Here is a 20,047-nt window from a genome sequence, read left to right as displayed (position 1 = left end):
ACCCAGCATTTGAACCTCATGAGAAGAGGAGGAATCAAGTTGTTTATACCAGTGAGATACGCTCATAGAATATCACGGGCAATAGCTATCATCATGGTGTTAATCATGATTGCAGGAACGATAGGCGGTTCGGGCTTCGGTATGAATCGGGCTTATGCCGCTCCTGCTGCGGATGAAGTGTATACGATAGCAGAGTGGACGGGGGCGGCGCTAGGCGCCGATCCGGCCCGCCCGGCAAGCGGGGGCGTCAACCGTGCAGATGCTGAGCTGACCATTGTGGGCGGTACAAAGTATGATCCGGGTCAGCCCGGATATGTAGAATGGCGGGACGGGGTAGGAACCAAGTATTGGCTGGCTGCCGTGTCTACCAAAAACTTTGAAAATCTGACATTGTCCTCGTGGCAGCGGTCAGGCAATTCCGGGCCGAAGGATTTTGCAATCGAGGTCAGCACGGATAGAACGACCTGGACCAAAATCAAAGAGTTGGAGCTGCCTCCATCGAGCTCATGCTCCAACGACAAGTGCAGGCTGGTTGATGAAGCGCTGCCTGCCTCCCTTGCTAACCAGGACCAAGTCTACATCCGCTGGGTGGTCTCATCCACGAATGTAGCTAATCCGGATCGGGGAGAGATCGGAGAATGGGGTGTCAGTACGCTGCATGATGTCGTTCTGAAAGGGAAGGCAGTAGATGGCGCGGTCATCATCGTGGATGAAGAAGCGCCGTCCGTTCCCGCTAATATAAAAGGAACGGCCTTGACCCATCAGTCGATTGCCTTGTCATGGGATGCGTCTACGGATAATGAAGCCGTAACCGGCTACGCAATTTATCGCGATAATGTGAAAGTAGGCGATACTTCGGGCACAACGTATACCGATTCGGGGTTGAAGCTGGGGACTTCTTACTCCTACGAGATTAGCGCTTATGACGCCAGAGATAACGAGTCGGGCAAAAGCGCTGCCGTAATCGTGAAGACAAAGGATAAAGCGGCGGAGACGCTTGCTGCATGGTCCAGCTTTCTTGCTGAGGAAGGCCAAGCAGGCATTCATAAGTCTACGGAAGGCGTTTACAGCAGCGCAGCTACTCTACGCGCCGTAGGTGGACCAAGCTATGAGGCGGTGACCAACTCTCCCGAGGAGAACAGCGTGCAATACCAGGGCTGGGACAACGGAACAGGGTCGAAATATTGGATGGCGGCTCTCCCGACAAAAGGGCATGTGGGAATTAAAGTGTCGTCCAAGCAGCGCTCTTCGGGATCGGGCCCTGCCGATTTCAAACTGCAATACAGCGTTGACGGTACAGAATGGAAGGATGTACCGCAGACACAGCTAAAGCTTGTAAACGGCAGCTATGCCACAGCTGCTCAGCTCATCGAACAGCCGCTGCCGGCAGAGGCGGACGACCGGGATATGCTCTATATCCGCTGGGTAGTCACGTCCACGACGCCGACCAATACGGCGAGCAACGCGGCTGTGGGAGCATCGGGCTCCAGCTACATCAGCAATGTGGCGGTCAAAGGAGATTCGAATGGCGGGGAAGTCGTAATTCCAACGCTTGCGATTCTGGCAACGCCAGCACATCAGGCCATTAATGTGGATCCGACGACGCCTCTTAGCGTTCAATTCAGCAAGGAGATTGCCGTAACAGGCAACGGCCAGGTGCGCTTGGCGGATTCCAAGCAAGCGGCTGTGAAGGATGTAGCTGCTGCGGTTGACAGTGCCAAGCGGGATACGCTTACCATAACCGCGCCTGCACTTACTTACGGTGAGACGTATACGGTCACGATTCCTAAAGAAATGATAAAGGGCGCCGATGGCGTTCCGTTAAATCAAGATTATGTATGGAGCTTCCAAGTGGCGGAGTCGCCGCTTAAGCCTAAGCTTGTGACGATGTCGTTCAACGGCGACCCGCGCACCAGCATCGGATTTGCCTGGTATACGGATTCTTCGACGGGCACCGTTGCCGAGGTTGCTGAAGCAAGCAAGGTTCAAGGAGGCATCTTCCCTGCGGACGGCACGCTTGTGTTCGAAGGAACAGAGGATGTTGTAGAGACGTATATGATCGCCGCAGATCGGGCGACCAATACGAAGACGAAATTCTACAGCCATAAAGCTATTGCGGACGGCCTCAAGCCGGGGACGACGTACAAGTTCCGTCTCGGCAACGGCGAGGAAGGCTCCTGGAGCAAGATCGGCACCTTTACAACAGATGCGGCCGAGCATCAGGATTACCGGTTCATCGTAGGCGCGGATTCGCAAGCGTCCACGCTGACGAATTTTGAGCCATGGGCCGATACGTTCAAGAAAGCTGCCGACTTCATCGGCGATCCGAAATTTATTATCGTAGCCGGGGATCTGGTGGATAACGGCGACTTGGAGACGCAATGGCAGTGGATGCTCAGCGTAGCCGAGGACACCTTGCTGAAAGTGCCGTATGTGCCTGTGCTTGGCGGCCATGAGGTGAACGACTATGACGGCGATGTCACGACTGACAGCAATAATTTCTACCATCATTTCAATGTGCCGCAGCAGGTCGTAGAGGGCACGCATGAGGGCTCTGTCTATTCGTTCGAATACGGCGACGCCTTGTATATGGTATTCAATTCGCAATTCGAGGGCGGTCTGGCTTCCGACGGCAAAAGCATTGATTGGGAAGATCCGGAATTCCGCGCTCAGCTCGATTGGATGCGCAATATGGTAGCGAAGTCGGATAAGAAATGGAAGTTTGTCACCTTCCATAAGAGTCCATACGCCTCCGGCGACAACTCTTCGAAGTACGAAGACGCCCGCGTACAATTCTACCGCCAGCATCTGATTCCGGTATTCGATGAGCTGGGCATCGATATGGTATTCGAGGCGCATGACCATATGTATATGCGTTCCTTCCAGATGTACGGCAACGAGGTGGTGCCGCGTTCCGCTCTCACATTCGATGCTAACGGCAATGCGGTTAATCCTAAAGGCACGATCTACTTGATGCCGAATGCACTGGGCAATAAGTTTTATCAGAAAGCGGAGTATCAGTATGAGTTCGACGAGAATTGGAATGCGATTGTGAAGCTGGACGAGGACGGCAATCCGGTTCTATACGATCATTTCTTCGCGGATGTGAATGAACAGCCATCCAAAAAGATGTTTACCGATGTCTCAATCACGCAAGAGGTGCTGTCCTTCAAGTCGTATACGGCTGCCGTTGACGATGAAGGGAAGGCAGGCACGGTAGGCAATGGCTTGATAGAATACGACAAGTACGGCATTAAGAGAACCGACGTGAAGCCGGCTGTGCCAGAGTCGGTGGAGTTGAAGCTCGACGGGACAACGGTAACCCTGACCTGGAACACGCCAGCGACCAGCGACGAGCCGGTCAGAGGCTTCCGAATCTACGAGAAGAACGACAAGGTGCTGACGCATTGGAGCGAATATATTCCTGCGAAGGCTGGCCAGAAGTCGTACAGCTTTGAGGTGAAGGGACTGAACCCGGCCAAAAAATACGACTTTATCGTCAAAGCTGTTGGGGCTAGAATAAACTCCGACGCGGTCGAGGTGACGACCATCGAAGGTCCCGTGGACGAAGAGCCGCCATCCGCGCCTACTGGGCTGAAAGGAACTGCGGTCTCGGAATATCAGGTGAACCTGTCATGGACAGCATCTTCCGGCAATGTGGAGGTTAGCGGCTACCGGGTGTACCGGGATGCGGTGAAGATCGCTACGGTAGCGGGGAACGTCACGTCTTATATCGATATCGGATTGACACCGGGCAAGACCTATCGTTATAGCGTCAAAGCCTTTAGCCCGGAAAATATCGAATCGCTCGCCAGCAATAGTGCGGAAGTTAAAACACTCTCCGGCAAAGATGGGGAAGGTCCGTTCAAGCCGTTCCCTCAGCACACCGCTTATGCGGAGGGCAGCATCAAGCCGAATCATGTGACGCAAGAGCAGATGGATGCAACGGTGCTGAAGCTGTTCAAGGAATGGAAAGCGAAATACTTGAAGACGAATCCATACAATACGACAACGACTGAAAAGTATGTGTGGTATGCCGATGGAAGCTGGTTTGAAGAAGAGACGGAAGGCGACATTACCTTCATGCCCATTACGGTATCGGAAGCGCATGGCTACGGCATGCTGATCCTGGCATTAATGGCTCAGAACGACGAAGAATCGAAGGCTGACTTTGACGCCATGTTCCACTACTTCAAAGCCCATCCGAGCGAAATCAATCCTGCGCTCATGGCTTGGAAGCAAGGCGATACAGGCTCGGCAATCCTAAGCGTCAGCGGCGTAGATTCCGCAATCGACGGGGATTTGGATATCGCGTATGCCTTGCTATTGGCCCATAGCCAGTGGGGCAGCAAGGGAGATATTAACTATCTCGAAGAAGCCAAAACGCTGATTAACGCCATTATGGACAGCGAAGTGAACAAGTCCGATTGGACGCTGCGTCTGGCGGATTGGGCAACCTCGGGCAAGTGGGGAAGCGCGACAAGGCCATCGGACTGGATGCTGCAGCACTTGAAAGACTTCCGCGTGGTAACGGGCGACAAGCGCTGGGATCAAGTCATTGACAGCACGTACAGCATCCTGAACGGGCTTTATCAATCGCATAGCAAGGATACGGGACTTATCCCGGATTTCGTTATTCGCGATGGTGAAGCCTTTATCCCTGCGCCGCCTGGATTCCTGGAATCGGAGAATGACGGCGATTACTATTATAACTCTGCAAGAACGCCATGGCGCCTTGGAACGGACTTCCTTATTACAAGGGAGAGCAGAGCCAAAGACCAACTGAACAAAATGACAGAATGGATTCGCAAGAAAGCGGGAGATAAACCTGCCAACATCAAGAGCGGGTATACCTTGGATGGTACAACAGAGCTTGAGGAATGGTCCGACCTGACCTTTACCGCGCCCTTCATGGTAGGAGCGATGCTGGACGCCTCCAATCAGAAGTGGCTGAATGATCTGTGGGATTACAATGCAGCGCCTTCTACGGAGGATACGGTATATTTCAGCAATAACATTCGTTTGCTCAGCATGATCGTAACATCCGGCAACTGGTGGACGCCTACGATTGTGGACACGGAAGCGCCGACTGCAGCGGTCATTGATCAGGCCAGAGCTGCATCATCCTCGACGATCGAGCTGAGCTGGCTGCCGTCTACGGACAATCTGGGCGTAGCGGGCTACAAGATCTATCGTGATGATGTGGAGATCGCAACGACGACCGATACGAAGTTCAGAGATACGAGGCTGAAATCGAACACGCAATATGCGTACATGGTTATTGCCTATGACGCAGCGGGCAATCAATCGAAGGCCAGCAACCTGCGTTTGGTCAAGACGCCTGTCGCAAGCACCGATCCAGACCCGGGCCCGGGTACGGAGCCGGGAGGAAACACGGACCCTGGGGAGGAAGGCGAGGGACCGACGACTCCTGTCGATCCGAATACGCCTGTATTGGGCGATATCACCGGGCATTGGGCAAAAGGGACGATCGAACGCGCAGTTGCGCTTGGTCTGATTACGGGATATCCGGACGGTTCTTTCCGACCGGAGGGTCAAATTACGAGAGAAGAATTCGCTCATCTGATTGTGAAAGCTTTAGGTCTTAAGGAAAATCAGGCGGCACCTGGATTCACCGACGAGACTTCCGTCAGCGGCTGGGCGAAGGAGTCGGTGCAGCTGGCTGTGAATGCCGGCATTATTCAAGGCTACGAGGATGGCACCTTCCGTCCGAAAGCGCTCATCTCTCGCGCTGAGATGGCTGTCATGATCGGCAGGGCATTACATGCGGCGGAGCAAGCGAATGCTCAAACCTCGTTCGCCGACAATGCCAGCATGCCAAGCTGGGCGAAATGGGCTATTGATGCCATGCAGAAGCAAGGCATTATGGAAGGGAAAGGCAATGGCAAGTTTGCCGCAGATGACAAGACAACCAGAGCTGAAGCGGCGAAAGTTATCTTGAAAGTGTTTGAACTGCTTAATAAGAAATAATTCACACGAAACTGAGGAGCAATGGTTGTGCCATTAGTTGTAAGATGGGGCGTCCATCAGTCATCTAACGATACTTTTTGAGATAGCCTCAGTGTGAGCCGAGAGGAAAGCTGAGCTGCAAGCCGAGAAAATCGGCTTAGAGCATTCGTGGCCGCGCCCCGAGCGTCTGCAAGCCGAGAAAATCGGCTTAGAGCATTCGTGGCCGCGTCCCGAGCGTCTGCAAGCCGAGAAAATCGGCTTAGAGCATTCGTGGCCGCGTCCCGAGCGTCTGCAAGCCGAGAAATCGGCTTAGAGCATTCGTGGCCGCGCCCCGAGTGTCTGCAAGCCGAGAAAATCGGCTTAGAGCATTCGTGGCCGCGCCCCGAGCGTCTGTAAGCCGAGTAAATCGGCTTAGAGCATTCGTGGCCGCGCCCCGAGCGTCTGCAAGCCGAGAAAATCGGCTTAGAGCATTCGTGGCCGCGCCCCGAGCGTCTGCAAGCCGAGAAAATCGGCTTAGAGCATTCGTGGCCGCGCCCCGAGCACCTGCAAGCTGTAAAACACGGCTTAGAGCTACTCCGCAGCTGCTGCCAAACAATAACTTGCGACTCATAAACCAACAAAAACAGGAGCTGTCTCAAAGGTCATTTATGAATTTACAGCCCCTACGGTAGATAAGATTTCAAGCAAGAGAGAAGCCTTCAAACCCACTTTTCGGTGGTTTTGAAGGCTTTTTCATTCAACGTTTGAGAATGACTTATCCGTTGCTTCCCTCGTGGTACACTGACCTTTCTTGTTGGGGGGGGAGTTGTTTAGGGAGTTGTTTAGGGAGCTGTTTAGGGAGCTGTTAAATAAGTATAGGAATAATAGTTCTAGCTATTAAAATCCATATTATAGTATAATATGAATGAACGTTCATTCATATCCTCTAACTGTCTTAAATGTCTAATATCAATACTTGATGAGAGGAGCATCTTCATGTCTATTCAGAGCGAGCAGCTCCAGCAGTTTTTCAGGCACAGCTTTGAGGAAGGCGCCAAGGAGCATGGCGTTCGGCAAATTATGCTGCATGCGGTCGATGTGTTCTCGCGCAAGGGCTTTGCCGGGACCAAAATTAAGGATATCGCCGAGAGCGCCGGCTTCAGTCAGGGCTATGTCTACAATTATTTCAAATCCAAGGATGAGATTTTCACCCGAATCGTGGAGCAGGCTGCGGACGGAGCGGGCAAAGCTGTCGAATTCGCTGCCCGTCTGGAGGGGACCCCGATGCAGCGGATTACATGGCTGACGGAAGCGTTCCTTGCGCCGGACAGCCTTGTCATGCAGCATTGGCGGCTGAACCTGCTGCAGACGGCAGCGGTGGACGCCATTCCCGAAGAGGCGAAGCGGATTGCCAAGGAGAAGATGGGCGAGCCCTTCAAGCATTTTGTGCCGATGGTCGTAGAAGGACAGCAGATGGGTGAGATAGCGGATGGGAATCCGCTTATGCTGGCGATTGCTTATTTTTCGTTTATCCAGGGGCTTGGCATCTCCCGCCTTCAGACAACCGGCGAGCTTCCATTCCCGGACGCAGATGTGGTTTTGGCTTTTATGAGGAAATAGCTCTGTTACAATACGCGCTTGCGCAGCGAAAGGAAGAGACTCACGAATGATGAAGGTGTTCAAATCCGAACAGGCTCGCCGGAAGGTGCTTGCATCCTATGACGAGCTGATCGCGATGTGGGGCGTGGAGACCGCGTCACATCATATTCCCTCGAAATGGGGAAGCACGCATTGCCTTATTGCAGGAGACAAGGCGAATCCACCGCTTGTGCTGCTGCACGGCGTGGGCGACAACTCGGCGGTGATGTGGGCGCTTAATATGAAGGAACTGTCGAAGCGGTACTTCTGCATCGCGGTTGATACGCTTGGCGGGCCGGGCAAGAGCATGCCTAACGAGCGATATACGAAGGAGTCCTTTCGCCAGACGGAATGGCTGAGCGAGGTCATTGATTTTTTTGAGCTGGATCAGGTGTATATGGCGGGTGTCTCGAATGGCGCGTACATGGCTTATCGCTATACGACGGAGCACCCCGAGCGTATACGCAGAACGATGTGTCTGGAAGGCGGGATTGTGACGAGTCCCATCAAGTCGATGATCTCAACACTGCTGCTGATGTTCCCCGAAATTCTGGTTCCAACGGAACGCAATATGCATCGCATCGTTAGAAGGCTGAGCGCGCCGCAGTCGGATGTGTTCGACCGGTACCCCATGTTGGCCAGCCACCTGGTGCTGCTGATGAAATCGCATAACCAGCAGGCGATGTTCCCGCATAAGGTGGAAACGTACGATGAGGCGAAGGGAGCGGCGGTGAGGGACAAGCTGTTTTTTCTGCTTGGCGACCAGTATCGTGTCGTGTCGAAGCGTACCGTGGACTTGATTAGTAGAGGTCAATATACCCACCGAATGCTGGAGCAGACAGGACATGGCATCAATCACGAACGGCCGGAAGAGGTGCATGAGGAGATATTCCGCTTTCTGGCGGATTAGGAAAAGGGATGGAATTAAGCGCTTAGGTGTATTTCTACGATTCAGACCTCACACAGGTTGGAAGAGCGTAGAATTAGCTACACTGTAAGCGCTGTTTTTTTGCTATAGTACATGTATAACCCTATCCGGAATAGGACATTTGAACGATCTTAACTTACAGGAGGAGCCGGCATGCGCGGAAACCCGATCAACCCGCTTACGAGGCTGAACATGAAGCAGCAGTTGGTCTTGTTGTTCCTTGCGATGGTCAGTCCTGTGTTCCTGCTGCACTGGTATGGGAATTATCAGGCGGAGAATTTACTTAAGAATCATGTGACGAACGCTTATGTCGAGTTGATTAAGCAGAATCATACCATCATTAACCGGGATATCGAAACGGTCAACAAGGTGACAGCTACCATTATTCAGAACCCGACGACGCAAAGGCTCGTTCCAAGCGGCAAAGATGCGGTCATTGAACGGGTCAGAAAATTCGATAGCGTCGATCGCATGCTGAATAGTTATTCCATTCCTATCAATGGCGGCGAAGCCGTCTATTATTCCCTTTATATTTATGATCCGAATGATTACTACTTTTTTGCGCCGAAACGCCAAATTATGCAGACGGGCGTTTATTTTTTCTCTGATAAAACAAAACCGGCCTGGTTTGATTATGCGATAAGCAAGCGAGGCTCAGGTTATATGGATATTATTGAATACAATTTTGGACTCGCAAAAATCAATACGCTGGCTTACATACGAGCTGTGGGCAATGTGAACAACGGGAAGGAATTTCTGGGTGTGCTCATCGCGACGCGGATGGACTATAAGCTGGCTGAATCGCTTCGCTCCGTCTCGCTGCCTGGCGGGGTCATCTCCTATGCTGATTCCGGCAACCGCATTCTAAGCTCGACGGTCCCGGGGCAGAACGGCAAGCTGCTGGAGCTGCCAGAAGACTTGCTGGATGGCCTGAGCCTGGGAAGCCCCAGGAAGGAAGCATTCATGGAGGAGTTCCGTACCCATGAGATGATTACCTCTGATTCCATCTATATTGCGAGCCAGAATGAGGCAATCGGCCATAAGCTGGTCTATCAAATTCCGGTTCAATCGCTGCTCAAGCAGCAGAATGAGCTGAAGCGGATTATTCAACTGATTACAGTGGCCTACATGCTGCTTGGCTCAGTCATCATGGTCTACTTCTGGCGCTCGCTGATGACGCCGCTCCAGAAGCTGGCTCAGTTCGTCCGCACGTATGAACCGGGCAAGCTTGTGCCGGAGACGCCGCTCAAGCGGCGGCGCGACGAGGTCGGCGTCCTGATGTCGGCCATGTATGATATGGCGCGAAGGCTGAATGCGCTGATTCATTACAAGTACAACATGGACCTCAAGGCGAAGGAGTCTCAGCTTCAGCTTCTCTATCAGCAAATTAATCCTCATTTGCTGTACAACACGCTGGAGAGTATCTATTGGAAAAGCACGCTGGAGGGCAATACGGAATCCGCAGAGATGATCAAGGAGCTGTCGAAGCTGATGAAGATTGGCCTTAGCAGAGGGCGGGAGCTCATTCGGCTGGAGGAGGAGCTTGAGCATGCCAAAGCGTATGTCAATCTTCAGCAAATGCGTTATTCCTACGAGTTCAAGGTGATTTGGAACATACCGGATGCTGTGAAGATGATTCGCATTCCGAAGATTTCGCTGCAGCCCCTTATCGAGAATGCAATTATTCATGGCGTCAAGCTGATGGGCGATGATGGCGAGATCCGGATATCGGCGGCGCTGGAAGGCGAGCGGGTGACGATCAAGGTGGAGGATAACGGCTACAAGGAAGTCAACATTGCCGCAATCGACCAGCTGCTGAATGATGAGAAGGCTGACCATAGACTGGGATACGGCATCCGCAATATCCATCAGCGAATTCAGCTTCACTTCGGCAATTTGTTCGGACTCAGCTACCGCAAGCGAGAGGAAGAAGGCATGGCTGCGATCATCGTATTGCCGGCGACTTATGAGGAGCCGCTTGATTAAGACTCACACAGATCGTGCAGGAAAGGGAGGAAGACGATGTACAATATTCTGATTGTGGATGACGAGCCGCTTATTTGCGAAGGATTGACCGCGCTTCTATCCTCATCCGGCATTCATATCAGCCATATCTATAATGCGCATAGCGGCTATGAGGCGCTCGATTATTTGCGCATGGAAAATATAGATTTGCTGGTTACCGATATACAGATGGGCTCGATGAGCGGTATCGAGTTAATGCAGCAGGCGAAAATCATCAAGCCATGGGTGCAGGTCATCGTCATATCGGCCCATGAGACCTTTCAATATGCGCAGCTTGCGATCCGGCTGGGAGCTCGTGATTACTTGATCAAGCCGCTGAATAGCGAACAGTTCATGAGCTCGGTTCGCCATGTGCTGCTTCATATGGATAAGACGGTGCGCGACCAAGATGAGCTGATGTCGGACCTCAGAGAGCACTTTCATATGCAGGAGCCGCTGCCGGGCCGGACAGCGCTTATGAACCGGCTGCTAGCCGCGGACACGCATGACCGCGAGGCTGTTGTCGAAGAGCTGAGAAAGCAATACGATACGAACCTCGAAGGGTCTTATTATGCAATTGTAAAAATGAAGCTGGATTTTGCCTCCGACAGCCGCGGGTTGTCGGAGAGAGACGAGCTGCTGCTTCAATATGCGGCGCTTAATATATCCAACGAGCTGCTGGACTCGGAATGGGACCACCAGTCCTTCTATTCGCCGGATCAGGCGATCTGCATCGTCATTCAATGGAATGAGGAGCGTTACGGCGACTCCAGCGTTGACAAGGTCAATCAGCTGGAGATGATCGGAAGGAGCCTTCACTTCAATGTCCATAAGTTTCTGGGCTTCCATGCCGTCGTTGGCATCAGCCAGATTCTGAAGGGCAGCGAATTTCTGGGTGAAGTACATGCGCAAGCGGACAAGGCGATTCAGTGGAGCCGCGAGTACAAGGATCATTATGTGTTCTATTACGGCGATTTCAAGTGGGGCGTGCAGACTGAGGAAGAACCGACGGAGGATGAGATTGCCGCGCAAAACAATATGATTGTGGAGCGCTCCAGCAAGTATATTCATCAGAACTATGCCCAGAAGGGGCTTACCTTGAATGAAATTGCGCAAAAAAACCACGTCAGCCCCAACTACTTGAGCTATTTGTTCAAGAAAAAAACAGGCTACAATCTATGGGAATACGTGATTAAGCTGAGAATGGAGGAGAGCAAGCGGCTCATCCTGTCTACTGACCTGCGCCGCTATGAAATCTCGGAACAGGTCGGCTACGAATCGCCCGAGCATTTTAGCAAAATCTTCAAAAAATATTTTGGAATCAGCCCAAGCGAGATGAAAAAGTAAGATTGCCTATCATCCGAATAGATATGCACATGTTCTGGGATACCCTCTTTATCTACAATAAATAGTAGATTAACTAAAGGAATGAGGGACCACGCAATGGAGCAAACAACGGCTGTTCCAATCAGCAAGACAAAGCCGCAGACGCAGCGACCAGGAAGGTACAAACGGTATGTATGGGGATTTATCTTCATCCTGCCGGCTATTGTCATCTTCACGCTCTTTCTGTGGCTTCCAATCTTTAAAGGGGTGTTAAACAGCTTCTACGAAGTCGACTTTGTCAAAGGCAACACCTTCATCGGCTTCGACAATTACAAGACCATCTTCACGGATCGCGATGTCATGACGTCCGTGAGAAATACGCTCTATTATATGGGACTCGCACTTGCGATCGGGTTCTGGGTGCCGATCCTGTTCGCGCTGGCGATCTCGGAGATGCGCAGATTCCAGGGATTCGCCAGGGTTGCGGCGTACCTGCCGTATGTCGTTCCATTCGTCGTGCTATATGGCGTCTGGAGATGGTTGTATGACCCGGTCGGCCCGATCAACGCCGTGCTGAAGAGCATCGGCCTGAATCAGATCAACTTTATGGTTGATCGCGCCTGGTCGATGGCGTCTATCGTCATCATGGAGACATGGCAGAGCTTTGGATCTGCGATGCTGATCTATCTTGCCGCCATTCTCGCTGTACCCCGCGACTGGTACGAGGCAGCCGAGATTGACGGCGCCGGCATCTGGCACCGCATCCGCTACATTACGCTGCCTGCCATTCGCAATCAGATTTTATTGCTGCTGATGCTGCAGCTGATTGCAACATCGCAGGGCTTCCAAACCCAATATGCGATGCTGGACGGCGGTCCGAACAACGCTACGTTGACCTACGCCCTCCTCATTGTGCGCTACGCATTCGTAAGACAAGATTACGGAGTCGCCTCCGCCCTCGGTGTGCTTATGTTCTTTGCCCTTAGCATACTCGCGATCGTTCAGTACCGGATCAACAACAGAGGGGGAGTTAAATCATGAAGGCGCAGGAACGCACCATTATTTCCAATTATGACTTGAAGAAACCGGGTACTCGCTGGGGCTATTATTTAATGAACCTGCTTGTGGTTATCATGATGTGCTGCATGGTGTATCCGATTCTTATCTCCATGCTGAACGGCCTAAAGGCCAATTCCGAGGTCAACTCGTTCCCGCCGACCTTCTTCCCGAAGGAATGGCATTTCGAGAACTATATCAAGGCATGGAACTATATTGACCTTCCGATGTACTTCAAAAATACAATGATGATTTTTGTCGGCAATATGGTCGTAACGGTCATCGTGCTTGGACTTGCGGCTTATGCCTTGTCGAAGATGCTGGTGCCGATGAAGTCGGCGATCTATTATTACTTCCTGATGACGCTGTTCATCCCGGCAACGACATATATGATTCCGAACTTTATCAACCTGAAGGATCTTGGCTTGATGGGCTCCTTCGCGGCAATCTGGCTGCCTGCGGGCGCCAATGCGTTTTTCTTGCTTCTGCTGAAAACCTTTATGGACGGCATTCATGTCGAAATCTTCGAGTCGGCCCGAATTGACGGAGCTTCGGAGATCAGAGGGTTCTTCCAGATTGCGTTCCCGCTGTCGATCCCGATCTTCGCAACGCTGTCGATCTTCGTGTTCGCGACCGCCTGGAACGACTGGTTTTGGCCAAGCTTTATTTTAAGTCAGGAGAACAAGCCGCTGTCAGTTGCGATCCGGGATTTCGTTCTCAATGCGCGAAGATTGGACCTGAATATCAGATTTGCAATTTTGACCATTGTTATGGTTCCGCCAATTATTATTTTCCTATTCTTCCAGAAGTTTATATTAAGAGGCCTGTATCTTGGCGGAGTTAAAGGGTAATTGCAGATGATTTGTCATTATGTGCGCGAATGTGACAGAACGTAAATCTGCACATGATCCGAATAGGAATACACATCGCCCTAGTGAATGCGCCTACATTATGATGAGCGTGTAAGCTAAAATTGAGAAGAAAAGGGGATTTTCAAATGCGTAAGATTTCGATGATGATTGCGGCAGTTCTTGCATTCACTCTCATTCTGGCGGCATGCGGCAAGAGCAACGGCGGCAACAACACTCCGCCTAGCCCAAGCCCGAGCAGCACTCCTTCGGATACGAACAGTGCGCCTCCTGCCGAGGATGATATCACTCAGAAAAAAGTATCCATCAGTATCTATTACCCGACTCCTGACCGCGTAGAAGACCGCGCGCTGGAAGATGACAAGATCAAACGCTTCAACGAAGTGTTCCCGAACGTAGAAGTAATCAAGAGCGACTGGCAGTACAACCCGAACGAAATCGGCATCAAGATGGGGGCGAACGAAGCGCCAACGTTGTTCAACACGTACGCTTCTGAAGGCAAGTTCCTCGCGGAGAAAGGCTGGGCGGCAGACATTACCGACCTGTTCAACGCTTACGAGTACAAGGATCAAATGAACCCTATTCTGCAAGACCTGTTCACGGTTAACGGCAAAGTATACGGTATCGCTCAACGCGGCTATCCGACGGGCGTAACGGTTAACAAAAAAATGCTGGATGACAAAGGCATTGCGATCCCTTCGTTCGACTGGACTTGGGATGACATGCTGAATACGGCAAAAGCAGCCTCCGATCCGAATGCCGGCATCTCCGGTATCGCACCGATGGGCAAAGGCAACGAATCCGGTTGGAACTGGACCAACTTCCTGTTCACGGCTGGCGGCGACATCCTGAATGTAGAAGACGGCAAAATAAAGGCAATGTTCAACTCCGACGCTGGCATGAAAGCACTCGAGTTCTACGACAAGCTGAAGTGGGAAGCGAACGCCATTCCTCAGGACTGGGCACTTGGCTGGGGCGATGCGGTAGGCGCATTCGCACAAAGCAGAACGGCTATGGTTATCGCAGGTCCGGACGGTCCGGTCGATCAAGCGCTGAACCAAGGCGGCATGACGCCAGATGACATTCTGGTCTATCCGATCCCTGCTTACGAAAAAGGCGGCAAGCATTACGGCGTTCTGGGCGGCGACTTCCTGGTTATCAACCCGAACGCTAGCAAAGACGAGCAAGCAATCGCATTCTACTATGCAACATTCGACTACTTCTCCGATAAAGGTCTGGAGTCGCTGGAGAGAAACATCCAAGAACGTCAGGATCAAAACAAATTCTACGTACCGGCGGTATTCCAATACTTCAAGCCTGACGCTGAGTACGGCGCGAAAGTAACGGCTCTGTTCGACAAGTACGACAACGTGTACCAATACGGTGAAGAAACGATGAAGCTGATCGACGGCAAGGCTGAATCGCCATACAATACGCAAGACTTCTACGGCGCGATGACGAATGTGATCCAGGAAGTATTCTCGAAGAAGGGAGTAGACATGAAAGTCCAGCTCGAAAATACAGAGAAGTTCATGCAAGAGAAATTCTACGATACAATCCAACCTTAATCATGACCATGCGGGGTTGTCCCAAGGTAGATGCCTGCATCTACGGGGGCAGCCCCGTTCTGCTTCTCCTTGGATTTTAAGGGGGGGGCCTAGCATAGGAAACGGGTGGTGGTTACATGTCGAAGCTGGCGCTGAATACAAGATGGCTGGCGTTATGGATAGGCATTGTCATGGTAGTCGCGATTGTCTGTGTTCTCATCTTCTCAGGCTTGCTGAGCGGCGGAGGTAAGGCGAAGATGCAATTGAATGAAGAGAAAGGCTTACTCATTGTGAGTAATAAGCACTACGAAATGGCCTTTTATAAGGAGAACGGCGGTATTGCTTATGTGAAGCAGCAAGGAGCTTCGGAGCAGCTATCTGCCGGCAACCAGACATTGTGGTGGGCAATTCTGGGTGATGATACGTCTGTGCAAAGCTCAAGCGCAGAGTCCTTCACTTATGAATGGAAGAAGCGTGAAGGCGAGCTGCAGCTGCGCTACAGCGGTCCGCTGGAGGTAGACATCGATGTTCGGTTCGGAGATGACGACCGGATCTATATGACGGCGGCACTTGCGAACAAGACAAGTCAGAAGGTGAGATCGTTCCGCTTCCCTTATGAGATGAAGATCAACCAGAGCGGCGTGCAAGACGCGATTCTGCCGATGCTGCCAGGCGCCAAGCTGAAGAACGCCTTCTTCCAGGAGAGCAATTCCTTCTCTGACCAGTATCCGGGCGTCATGTTCGCATCGTATCTGGCGATGCGCACGAATGCAGGCAATCTGGCGATGTACGATCTGGGTGACGAGACGACGCTGCTGACGGAAATTGGATACAAGCATCAAATTAATGATTCCGGCAAAACCTCGTTTGTACATAATTATCGGACATGGATTGAAGCCGATCAGAAGTGGAGCAGCCCGACTGTCGTGCTGGAGATTGGCGGCGACTATACGACTTCCATTGCCAGCTATCGGGAGCTGAACGGAATTGGCGAGTACCGCTCGCTTCAGGATAAGCTTGGCGACGATGCGGCCAAATACTTCGAGCTTCCGCTGTACAAGACAGATATATCGGCGATCAAGGATGCGTCTTGGGACAATCTGACGACAGGCTTCATTGACAAAATGAATTACAATGGCATGATCCATCTGGTCGGCTTCCAGACTGGAGGCCATGATGAGAATTATCCGGATTTTATCCCGCCTGATTCGAAGTGGGGCGGTAATGCGAAGTTCCAGCAATTCGTGAAGAATGCGCAAGCAAAGGGCAATATTGTCGTTCCGTATACGAATATGAGCTGGTGGGGCGTAAGCTCGCCGACGCTGGATCGATTGCCGGAAGGCACGATGCTCGCCGACATCATGGTCGAGAAGGAGAACGGCTCTGTGACGCAGGAGGATTATGGTCCGCATAGCGGCTATGTCGTTAATCCGGGGGATCCATTCTTCCGCGAACGGACGGCCGAAGAGCATCGGAAGCTGATTGAAGATGCCGGCTTCGACGGCATATTCGAGGATCAATGGGGCATCCGCAACTCGCCGTATGTGTTCAACAAGGCGATTCCGGAGGGCACCGACCCGTCGACGGCTTATTTCAAGGGCGTACGCGATTACTTTGAGGCACTGAAGCATCGCATGTATGTCGAGGATGGCACGGATGTGCTGGCGGACGATTCTATCGGGTTCATGGGATCGACTTATCTCTGGGATATGCTAGGCTACCGCAAAAATACCGCATCCTATACGGAATATTATCCGTTATCGGGCATGCTGATGAGAGACAAGGTGATGTTTTATCATCACAATCTTGCTGGTGAGACGATGACGGACGATCAGGATATGCTGCGCTGGAATTTAGCGATGGGCTATAACTTAAGCGCCGACTTCTATAACGGTGTGACCAGTCCATGGGTGGATGCGATCGGCGTATTCCAGAAGCATGTGCTTGCCGGCTATACCGACCAGCTCGTTCGGGACTATGAGCAGCTAACAGAAACAGTAACGCGGACAGACTTCGGCACGCATCAAGTGGCGACCAATTGGAGCAAGACGGATGAGTATGTGCTAGATGAGCATACGACGCTGGCTGTTGGCGGATTCGACGTGCAAGCGAAGGACGGCAGCGTCAGAGCGGGTAATTACTCCCGTTATAATGGACTGGATCTCGATGAGGGCGAGCATGATCTGGTTGAGGTTCGAGGCAAGGAATCGATCCGAATCTATCAGCCGATTGGCTCCGATACGACACTGAAGGTGAAGACAGGCGACAAGTGGCCGCATGTCTCAGCCATTGCCTATCAGGCGAACGGGACCAAAATTGCCGATCTGCTTGTAAAAGAAGAAGGCGAGTTCGCTATATTTGATTATGTAGCCTTAATTAAAGATCAAAAAGTCGGCTATGTCGAGTTGACCAGCGCGAAGGAAGCCAGCCAAGCAGCGGAGACATTCCCGAAAGTGAAGGCGGAAATCAATTTTGCGCTTGGCAAGACGGTAACCGGCACGTCGGTGACGGATGAAGCGTTCGATCCGAAGCTAACGGTCGATGGCGATCCGTTCACGTATTGGGAGAGTACTGCGAAGAAATTCCCGCAATCCTTAACGGTTGATCTTGGCGAAGAGCATGCTGTCAGCAAGATCAAGCTTCGCTTGCCGCCGCAGGACGCTTGGGAATCGCGCACGCAGGATATTGAAGTGCTAGGAAGCGCAGACGGAACAACGTTTACTACGCTAGAGCCTTCGGCGTCTCACATATACGATCCGAAGACGGGCAATGAGGTTGAGATTGTACTGGATGCACCGGCGAATGTCCGCCATGTTCGGGTCACGATCACCTCGAACAGCGCGTGGCCGGCAGCACAAGTATCTGAATTCGAAGTGTACTAAGCAAGAGAGAATCCCCAATGAGAATAAGTGAACATGAAACAGCCCTTTGCGGAGTTGATCCGGCAAAGGGCTATTTGGCATGTCGTATGCGAATAGCAGGAGCCAGCTTGTGTTGTGACCTGGAACCAGTCGAATTCAGGCATGGTCTAATAGAAGGAAGGTCAGAACGTCATGTGTCTTGTTCGGCCAAGCGTCTCTACGCAGAAAATTGGAATCAGATCGATGGTACGGCTTATGCCGAGGCGGTAAGAAATGAAGCGGGGCAGAAGCAGGTTCCCCGAGCTGATGTGTTCGACAGTCCACCTGTGATAATATAGCAGCAGGAGATGAGAGATTTGAGCGCATTATTTGAAATAAGAGGCTTAAGCAAGCGAATTCCCTCCACCTATGAGAGCTCCGGGGAACGCGTATTGCTGAATCATATAGATGCCATAATCCGGGAGCCGGAAAGCATCGCCATTATGGGCGCTTTGGGGCAAGGCAAGAGCACGATGCTGCGGATATTGGCTTGCCTCGATTCGGCGGATGAGGGAGATATGTCTATACGCGGCGCCTCTTGCAGCAGTATGGAGCCAGCGAAGTGGAGGAGGCAGGTTTGTTACGTCGCACAGCACGCCGTTATGCTGCCGGGCAGCGTGGAGGATAATTTGCGGACGGTGAGCCGGCTTCATGGGACGGCGTATGAGCAATCGCTTGCAGAGAGGCTGATGGAACGAAGCGGCCTTGCCCATCTCCCGATGAATGGGCCAGCAGAAGAACTGTCGGGCGGCGAGAAGCAGCGGCTGGCACTCATCCGTGCTCTGCTGCTCCGGCCTACCGTTCTGCTGCTGGACGAGGTTACCGCTTCGCTGGACTCCATAAGCTGCAGGCTGGTAGAGGATATCCTGATTGACTGGCACAGCGAAGAAGGATTGACGCTAATCTGGGTGACGCATCAAGCGGAACAGGCAAGCAGGGTTGCTTCTCGGACATGGACGCTGGAGGACGGTCGGTTAACGGACAGCGGGCGAGGTCTTCACGGCGATTCGGCGGACGATAAGGTGCGGGATGAGGCTATAGGGAGCGTGAGCGAGCGATGACGCTGCTGGCGTTGAGCTGTACGCTTATCTTTGTGTTCATTACGATGTTTATCTCCTTCTGGAAGAGGCTCGGCCTTGAGAAAAGCATCGCGATCGGCAGCATACGGGCAGCCGTTCAATTGCTTGCAATCGGCTATGTGCTGCAATACGTATTCAAGACGGATCATATTGCCTTTATCATTTTAATTATCGTTGTGATGACGCTTGTGGCCACCTGGAATGCATCAAGACGCGGCGCGGGCCTGAAGGGCGTCTTCTGGCGGATTGCGCTTACCATTGCGTCAATGGAAGCGTTCATGATGCTGTTCTTGATCGGGCTGAATCTGATCGAGCCGACGCCGCAATATATCATTCCGCTTAGCGGCATGACGATTGGCAATGCCATGATCGTATCCGGCTTGTTCACGACGGCGATCAAGCGCGAAGCAGAGACCTCGCGCGGGGAGATGGAGACGCTGCTGGCCCTTGGCGCAAGCAGCACGCAGGCGATGCAAGGGCCGATGAAGCGGGCGGTCAAGTTCAGCATGATCCCGACCATCGACAGCTTGAAGACGGTAGGGCTGGTGCAGTTGCCCGGCATGATGACGGGGATGATCATCGCAGGAGCCGATCCGGTGGAGGCCGTGCGGTATCAACTGCTCATTCTGTTCGCTCATACTGGCTCCGCTGCGATGACGAGCATGCTTCTAAGCATGCTCTATCAAAAGCTGTTTTTTACGCCGGACGCGCGGCTGCGCAAGATCGAAAGAAGCTAGTCTTGGAGCGGGTG

Annotated in this window: 11 protein-coding genes; all 11 read left to right on the top strand. The window is 52.2% G+C overall.

Annotation, left to right across the window (positions count from 1 at the left end):
* Positions 1-39 precede the first annotated feature (39 nt).
* Entirely contained in the window at positions 40-5,991 is a 5,952-nt protein-coding gene (locus D3P07_RS04450; protein ID WP_182914175.1) for a glycosyl hydrolase family 8, read from the top strand.
* A gap of 954 nt (positions 5,992-6,945) precedes the next feature.
* Complete coding sequence (locus D3P07_RS04445) at positions 6,946-7,569, top strand: TetR/AcrR family transcriptional regulator (protein WP_182914174.1); 624 nt, start codon at positions 6,946-6,948, stop codon at positions 7,567-7,569.
* A gap of 46 nt (positions 7,570-7,615) precedes the next feature.
* Entirely contained in the window at positions 7,616-8,497 is an 882-nt protein-coding gene (locus D3P07_RS04440) for an alpha/beta fold hydrolase (RefSeq protein ID WP_259391337.1), read from the top strand.
* A gap of 171 nt (positions 8,498-8,668) precedes the next feature.
* Entirely contained in the window at positions 8,669-10,501 is a 1,833-nt protein-coding gene (locus D3P07_RS04435) for a sensor histidine kinase (RefSeq protein WP_119798844.1), read from the top strand.
* A 36-nt stretch (positions 10,502-10,537) separates the two neighbouring features.
* Positions 10,538-11,866 carry a response regulator transcription factor gene (locus tag D3P07_RS04430; RefSeq protein WP_119798843.1) on the top strand — a complete coding sequence of 443 codons (1,329 nt, stop codon included), beginning with the start codon at positions 10,538-10,540 and terminating at the stop codon, positions 11,864-11,866.
* 96 nt (positions 11,867-11,962) lie between these two features.
* The gene (locus tag D3P07_RS04425) at positions 11,963-12,886 is read left to right on the top strand and encodes a carbohydrate ABC transporter permease (protein ID WP_119798842.1); all 924 of its coding nucleotides are present in this window, start codon (positions 11,963-11,965) and stop codon (positions 12,884-12,886) included.
* Positions 12,883-13,752 carry a carbohydrate ABC transporter permease gene (locus D3P07_RS04420; protein WP_119798841.1) on the top strand — a complete coding sequence of 290 codons (870 nt, stop codon included), beginning with the start codon at positions 12,883-12,885 and terminating at the stop codon, positions 13,750-13,752. The genes D3P07_RS04425 and D3P07_RS04420 overlap by 4 nt, the downstream gene beginning before the upstream one ends.
* A 146-nt stretch (positions 13,753-13,898) precedes the next feature.
* A complete protein-coding gene (locus tag D3P07_RS04415) occupies positions 13,899-15,338 on the top strand; it encodes an ABC transporter substrate-binding protein (RefSeq protein WP_119798840.1) in 1,440 nt (479 codons plus the stop codon).
* Between the two features lie 116 nt (positions 15,339-15,454).
* Positions 15,455-18,199, top strand: a complete 2,745-nt coding sequence (locus D3P07_RS04410) for a discoidin domain-containing protein (protein ID WP_119798839.1) — start codon at positions 15,455-15,457, stop codon at positions 18,197-18,199.
* Positions 18,200-18,534: 335 nt separating this feature from the next.
* The gene (locus tag D3P07_RS04400; RefSeq protein ID WP_259391336.1) at positions 18,535-19,278 is read left to right on the top strand and encodes an ABC transporter ATP-binding protein; all 744 of its coding nucleotides are present in this window, start codon (positions 18,535-18,537) and stop codon (positions 19,276-19,278) included.
* Positions 19,275-20,033 (top strand): ABC transporter permease, encoded by a 759-nt coding sequence (locus D3P07_RS04395; RefSeq protein ID WP_119798836.1) that lies wholly within the window; start codon positions 19,275-19,277, stop codon positions 20,031-20,033. The genes D3P07_RS04400 and D3P07_RS04395 overlap by 4 nt, the downstream gene beginning before the upstream one ends.
* The last annotated feature ends 14 nt before the right edge of the window (positions 20,034-20,047 follow it).

Origin of the sequence: Paenibacillus sp. 1011MAR3C5 (assembly GCF_003591485.1) — a bacterium.
GTDB lineage: Bacteria > Bacillota > Bacilli > Paenibacillales > Paenibacillaceae > Pristimantibacillus.
The sequence above is the reverse complement of the archived record's forward strand: the minus strand, read 5'-3'. Positions and strand labels throughout refer to the sequence as shown.